Origin of the sequence: Marinobacter sp. (assembly GCF_033722735.1) — a bacterium.
GTDB lineage: Bacteria > Pseudomonadota > Gammaproteobacteria > Pseudomonadales > Oleiphilaceae > Marinobacter.
The window spans coordinates 1-3,122 of sequence record NZ_JAWVYN010000057.1 but is presented as its reverse complement, the minus strand read 5'-3'; the positions used below and the strand labels follow the sequence as shown (position 1 = coordinate 3,122).

Below are 3,122 nucleotides of genomic sequence, written 5' to 3'. Positions count from 1 at the left end.
GCTGTCAACCAATGACGATGAGATCATACAGTTTGCCCAGGGGCTGGCCGACGAGCGATTGCAGATCCATCACCGCGACGACCGGCTGGCCTCCAGCGATACCAGCACGGACGACCTGGTGGGGCATGCCGCCGGCCTGATCCCCGAAGGCGACATACTCTGGACACACGTTACCTCGCCGTTTGTGACGGCGGTGGACTATGACCAGATTATTGCCCGCTATCGCCGAGCGCTGGAGGAGGGCTATGACTCATTGATGACCGTCACCAAGTTGCACGGGTTTCTCTGGGATGAGCGTGGCGCGGTCAACTATGACCGGAAGGTGGAAAAGTGGCCGCGCACCCAAACCCTGGAGCCCATTTACGAGGTGAACAGCGCGGTTTTCCTCGCACCGGTGGGCGTCTACGCCGAACAGCACGACCGGATTGGGGGGCGCCCCTATATGTACCCGCTGGAAAGGGTGCAAGGTTTCGACATCGATTGGCCTGAGGACTTTCAGATGGCCGAGGCCCTGCTAACGGCAGGCGTCGCAACGGTTTAGTCACACGCGATCACTGGATCAGGTTTACACCATGTTTATCGACTGTACATTGCGGGATGGCGGTTACTACAACGCCTGGGATTTTGACGTCGACCTCATCCATCGCTACCTGGATGCCATGGTGGCCTCCGGAGTGGACGTCGTTGAACTGGGGCTGCGCTCCTTGAACGTGGCCGGGGCCAAAGGCGCCTGCGCCTACACCACGGACGATTTCCTGCGCAGCCTGACGATTCCCGAATCGCTGACGGTGGGGGTGATGGTGAACGCCAGTGAATTGCTGGCCACACCGACCCTTGAACAGGCCCTGGAGGCGCTGTTTCCAGAGCCACCTTCGGCTTCGCCGGTGGACCTGGTTCGGGTGGCCTGTCACGTCCATGAATTTGAAGCCGCCTTGCCGGCAGCCACTTGGTTGAAGGAGCGGGGGTACCTCGTGGGCTTCAATCTGATGCAGATTGCCGACCGGCAGCAAGCCGAAGTGGAGTCGTTGGCCGCCGCCGCTTCGGAGTACCCGCTGGATGCGCTGTATTTTGCCGACAGCATGGGCAGCATGGGGCCGGAGCAGACCCGGCAGATCATAGGTTGGTTGCGCCAGGGCTGGCAGGGGCCGCTGGGCATCCATACCCACGACAACCTGGGGATGGCCCTGCAGAATACTCTGTGTGCACTGGCCGAAGGTGTCACCTGGGTGGATTCCACGGTGACCGGGATGGGGCGCGGCCCCGGCAACGCCCGCACCGAGGAGCTGGCGATTGAAATGGCGTCCCTGCGGGATCGCAAGACCAACCTGGTGCCTTTGATGCGGCTGGTCCGGAACGATTTCACTCCCATGCAGGAACGTTACGGTTGGGGGACGAATCCGTATTACTACCTGGCTGGCAAGTACGGCATCCATCCTACCTATATCCAGGAGATGCTGCGGGACTCCCGTTATGATGAGGAGGATATCCTGGCGGTGATCGAGCACCTGCGGGTCGAGGGCGGCAAGAAGTTCAGTCTGCACACCCTCGATGCGGCAAGGCACTTCTTCCAGGGGCAGCCCGTTGGGCATTGGCAGCCGCGAGAGCTCCTGGCGGGCAAAGATGTGTTGTTGCTGGGCACCGGCCCCGGGGTTGATCATCATCGTTGGGCGCTGGAAAACTACATTGAGCGGCAGCGGCCGGTGGTGATGGCGTTGAACACCCAGTCTGCCATTCGGGCGGAACTCATCGATGTTCGGGTGGCCTGCCATCCGGTGCGCTTGCTGGCGGACTGCCATGCCCATACTTTATTGCCGCAGCCACTGATCACCCCCCGATCGATGCTGCCGGCGGACGTGCTGGAATCTCTGGACGGCAAGGAAATGCTGGATTTCGGATTGAATGTCGAGCCTGGCCGATTTGAATTTGGTGACAGCCACTGTTCGTCGCCAACGTCGCTGGTGGTGGCCTATGCCCTGGCCATTGCCGCCAGTGGTGATGCCAACCGGGTGTTGATGGCAGGGTTCGACGGTTATGGGGCCGACGATCCCCGCAGCCGTGAGATGCAGGCGTTGCTGGATACCTATCAGGCCACCGCGGGAGCCCGGGAGCTGATTTCGATCACCCCCACTCGCTATAACCTGACGATGCAATCGGTATATGGAATGAGTAAGTGACCATGAGATCTGTAGTGGTAATTCCCGCCCGGTACAAGTCCTCTCGATATCCGGGCAAGCCGCTGGTCAACCTTCTGGATCGCCCAATGATCCTGTGGGTGGCGGAGCTGTCCGCCCAGGCCGTGGGGCGGGACAATGTGTACGTGGCAACGGACGACCAACGCATCGCGGACGTGGTCGAGGGCGCCGGCTACCAGGCCGTCTTCACCGGAGCCGGTGCATTGACCGGGACCGACCGACTGGCCGAGGCGGCCGAGCAAATCGATGCCGAGATCTTCATCAACGTGCAGGGGGATGAGCCGCTGGTGTACCCGGAAGACATCCTGAAAATCCGCGACGCCAAAGTGGCCGCCATGGACGAAGTCATCAACGGTTTCAGCTGGCTTCCAGAGTCCGAGGATCCCCAAAACGTTAACCTGCCAAAGGTAATTACCAACGAGTCGGGGCAGTTGGTGTACATGTCCCGCGCCGCCCTGCCTGGCTTCAAGGAGCCCGGTCATGCGCCGACCCGGTACAAGAAACAGGTGTGTATTTACGGTTTTGGCAAGGACGATCTGGCCGCCTTCCAGGCGTTTGGGCGCAAGAGTGAGCTGGAGTGGTCCGAGGACATCGAGATCCTGCGGTTTCTGGAGTTGGGCAAGACTGTCCGCATGGTGGAAACCCATCCCGGCAGCCTGGCGGTGGATGTGCCTGAGGATGTGCCCGGTGTGGAAGCCGCGTTGCGACGCAGGCATGGGTTATGAGCCTTTCCCGCTATGCCAGCTGGGTCTTTGACTGCGATGGGGTGATCCTCAATTCCAACCGGGTCAAGACCGAGGCTTTCTACCAGGCGGCGTTACCCTACGGCGAATCCGCGGCCCGTGCTCTGGTGGAGTACCACGTCAACAACGGCGGTATTTCCCGGTATGCCAAGTTTGAGCGTTTCCTGACGACCATTCTTGGTCAGGC

General features: G+C 60.8%; 3 protein-coding genes and 1 pseudogene. All 4 read left to right on the top strand.

Annotated elements, in window-relative coordinates; genetic code table 11:
- Positions 1-541, top strand: a 541-nt coding sequence (locus R3175_RS17990) for an acylneuraminate cytidylyltransferase family protein (protein ID WP_318945722.1), incomplete at its 5' end; no start/stop codon positions are given.
- Positions 542-572: 31 nt separating this feature from the next.
- Positions 573-2,174, top strand: coding sequence for an aldolase catalytic domain-containing protein (locus tag R3175_RS17985; protein WP_318945721.1), 1,602 nt, complete (start codon positions 573-575; stop codon positions 2,172-2,174).
- Between the two features lie 2 nt (positions 2,175-2,176).
- Positions 2,177-2,917 (top strand): 3-deoxy-manno-octulosonate cytidylyltransferase, encoded by a 741-nt coding sequence (locus R3175_RS17980; RefSeq protein WP_318945720.1) that lies wholly within the window; start codon positions 2,177-2,179, stop codon positions 2,915-2,917.
- A pseudogene (locus tag R3175_RS17975) lies at positions 2,914-3,122 on the top strand (HAD family hydrolase); the annotation flags it as partial. The gene R3175_RS17980 and the pseudogene R3175_RS17975, both read left to right, overlap by 4 nt.

Coding starts and splice junctions, on each gene's coding strand:
- R3175_RS17985 (WP_318945721.1), top strand. CDS start 573: ATGTTTATCGACTGTACATTGCGGGATGGCGGTTACTACAACGCCTGG.
- R3175_RS17980 (WP_318945720.1), top strand. CDS start 2,177: ATGAGATCTGTAGTGGTAATTCCCGCCCGGTACAAGTCCTCTCGATAT.